The sequence below is a fragment of the Streptomyces sp. MnatMP-M17 genome, from assembly GCF_900091995.1.
In the GTDB taxonomy this organism is placed as follows: domain Bacteria; phylum Actinomycetota; class Actinomycetes; order Streptomycetales; family Streptomycetaceae; genus Streptomyces.
The window spans coordinates 1-2,256 of record NZ_FMDK01001076.1; the positions used below are offsets into that span (position 1 = coordinate 1).

Annotated in this window: 2 protein-coding genes; one reads left to right on the plus strand and one right to left on the minus strand. The window is 70.4% G+C overall.

The genetic code is table 11. The annotated features are described in order from the left end of the window. Window positions 1-1,215 (plus strand): IclR family transcriptional regulator domain-containing protein (locus GA0115259_RS36090; protein ID WP_107469387.1); only part of this gene is annotated, 1,215 nt, incomplete at its 5' end. A gap of 90 nt (window positions 1,216-1,305) precedes the next feature. Here GA0115259_RS36090 and GA0115259_RS36095 read toward each other — a convergent pair. Further along, window positions 1,306-2,190, minus strand: a complete 885-nt coding sequence (locus tag GA0115259_RS36095) for a peptidoglycan-binding protein (RefSeq protein ID WP_093604655.1) — start codon at window positions 2,188-2,190, stop codon at window positions 1,306-1,308. Window positions 2,191-2,256 lie beyond the last annotated feature (66 nt).

The window sequence follows — 2,256 nt, forward strand, 5'->3', positions numbered from 1 at the left end:
CGGCGGCCGGCCGATCCCGAGGACCGCGGATTTCCCGCCGTGCCGCCGCGAGGTTCCGATGGCGGCGGTCCTGACGGTGGTTCTGACGGCGACGGTCCTGACGACGGCGAGTCCGACGACGGCGAGGCCGGCTTCGAAGCGCGTACGGTACGGGCGGCCGAGCAGGGCTGGGCGCTGGACGACCAGCTCATCGAGCCGGGACTGATCGCGCTCGCCGTGCCCGTGCACGGACCGGACGGCTCCGTCCTGTGCGCCGTCAGCGCGGTCAGCCACACCAGCCGGCACAGCGTCGACTCGCTGCGCCGGGCGCTGCTGCCCCGGGTACGCGAGGCCGTGGCCGCTATGGAACGGGCGCTGCGCGAGGCCCGCACGGCTCCGGCGGCTGCTCCGGCCGGGCTCGCCGACTGGACCACCGCCTCCAAGCAGCAGCTCGGCGCTGAGTTCCTGGAGTCCCTGGCCCGGGGCCTCACCGTACTGACCGCCTTCGGCGAGGGCCGGGCGGAGCTGACGCTCTCCGCCGTCGCCGAGGCCACCGGGCTCGCCAGGGCGACCGCCCGGCGCGCCCTGATCACCTTCGAACATCTCGGCTATGTCAGCGCGCGAGATCGGATCTTCCGGCTCACTCCGCGCGTGCTGGCACTCGGCTATCCACCGCTCTCCCGCACCACACTGTCCGACATCGCCACACCGCATCTGGTCACGCTCGTCAAGAAGGTGCACGACTCCGCGTCGCTGGCGGTGCTCACCGGCGACGAGATCCAGTACACGGCGCGCGTAGCCACCGGCCGTGTCATGAGCGTCAACATCACACTGGGCACCCGCTTTCCGGCCTACGCCGCCTCGATGGGCCGGGTGCTGCTGGCCGATCTGGCACCGGCGGAGCGCGTCGCCCGGCTCGCCCGCACCGAGCCAAGGGCCCTGACTCCGCGTACGGTCACCGGCCCGGCGGAGCTCGCCACGCTGCTGGAGCGGGTGGAACGGGAGGGATACGCCCTGGTCGACGAGGAGTTGGAGGAAGGGCTGCGCTCCCTCGCCGTACCGGTGCGCGACCGTACGGGACGTGCGGTGGCCGCGGTCAATGTCGCCATGCACAGCAGTCGCCGTAGCGTCGAGCGCTGTCTGAGGGAGGTGCTGCCCGAACTGCGTTGCACGGCCGAGGCGATCGAGGCGGACCTCCGTATCGCGGGCCGGTTCACCCGTATCCCGTCGGCTTGAGCGGCCCGCGGAAAGACGGATCCGCCGCACATTGTCCCGGGATTGACGGGCAGGGCGCGGCGGATCGTGTCCGGGCGGTGGGCCGATGGATCAGACGTTGGGCACCTTCAGCTTGTCCCAGCTCGTTTTGCCGGGCGTGCCGTCGGCGGCGCTGCCCGTATAGCCGAGCTTGCGCTGCCAGGCGGCGTACGACGTCCGGTCGGCGTCCGACCACGCCGGTCCTGGCCCGACCTCGTACCGTCCACAGCCCTCCGCCACCAGCCGTTTGCCCATCGCCGTGATGATCGCGCTGCGCCGGCCGACCGCGAAGAAGGCCGCTCCGGGGAACGGTTCGTAGGACGCCGGGGGCTTCGGCTTCGGCGGCTCGGCAGGAGTGGTGGGGGCGGCGGTGAGCCGGTCCTTGATGCGTTCGCGCATCGATTCCATGGTGAAACCGCGCGGATCCACCTTCCCGGGCTGCCACTCCAAGTGTCCTATGACGGAGCGGTGACTCCAGCCGTGCGCACGGCATATGGCCGCCGCGGCCTTCTCGATCGCCTCCAACTGGGCGGCCGGCCAAGGGTCCTTGCCGTCGCCGAGGTTGACGCACTCGAAACCGTAGAAGTACTGATTGCCGTCGGTGTTGGCCTCGTTGTCGGCGGGCAGCGCCGACTCGTTGATCACCGCACGCAGGACCTCGTCGTCGCCGAGCCCGGCGTGGTTGGCCCGTCCGTTGCCGACGAGATGGACCGAACCGTCCTTGGCGATCACTCCGTGGCAGAGCGGGCCCGGCAGCGTCGAGTGGCCGTTGTAGCAGAGCTCGACCGAACTCTCCGTGCCCGAGGTGACGGTGTGATGGATCATCACTCCGTGCAGCGGTCCCCACGGGCCCTTGTGATTGCGGTTGTGCGTACGCCAGCTCCGGTGCTCGACAACTTTCAGGCCCTCGTCGCGGAGAGCCTTGAGGAGTTTCGCGGCGGTCAGAGGCGTTGCCATGGTGGTGCTCCCTAAGAATGTGAGGCGGTCCGGGAGGACCGGGTGTGGCTGATGGTGGGTTGTCGT